1 pseudogene is annotated in these 718 nt (G+C 55.0%); it reads right to left on the minus strand.

The window, feature by feature from the left end:
- Window positions 1-80: 80 nt before the first annotated feature.
- Window positions 81-407: pseudogene (locus tag EKA13_RS27460) on the minus strand (OprD family outer membrane porin); the annotation flags it as partial.
- Window positions 408-718 lie beyond the last annotated feature (311 nt).

A 718-nucleotide genomic window follows, 5' to 3' on the forward strand; every position in this document is an offset into this window, starting at 1 on the left:
GCCGACCAGCTGCAGTGGCAGTAAGCGACGCAGCTTAAACTCGCTGAAAAACTGTCTTGACCGATGGGTCCACTTTAGCCTTCGCTCGGTTTGAAGAAGTCGACCCCAGCACCACCGTTGTGTCCTTTACCACCGTCCAGGCGCACGGCGTAGAGGCCAAAAGCATCAACGCCGACGCCGACGGTACCTTGGGTGAAACCAGAAGAGAAGTTGCCAATGACGCCCTGACCCCACTCGATCTGGTCGTTCTTGCCATGTTTCTTGTCACGATTGATATAAGCGTTACGCAGCAGCACGTTCATGCTGCTGTCTTCTACAAAACCGTTGGCATTGGCCTGGTCATTGGCCATGGCCTGAGTCGCGGACAACAAACCCAGAGCGATCAGGCTGATCCTGGTTTTCAACATTTTATTTTCCTTATTACAAAAACAAAGACGCACTGCGACCGGCACCAGGAACCACGCCACTGCGTGGGTTGACGCTCGCGGGTCTGAAAACAAAAAAGCCCCCTGCGCATAGGCACAGCGGGCCATCTATTCTGGGTACGAGGTGAATGGGCCTACAGGCGAGGGCCGAATCCTAGCGGTCAGCAGTTCTGTGTGTCAAAAATTCGTGAACGGCACGGATCAGCGGTCGATCGTGCAATTTTGAGAATGGCGGGGCATGCAGCACTGCGGGGTGACACAAAGAGCAGGACAGGAGAAAACGCATCGCCGGC

It is taken from the genome of Pseudomonas defluvii (assembly GCF_001695625.1).
Lineage (GTDB): Bacteria > Pseudomonadota > Gammaproteobacteria > Pseudomonadales > Pseudomonadaceae > Aquipseudomonas > Aquipseudomonas defluvii.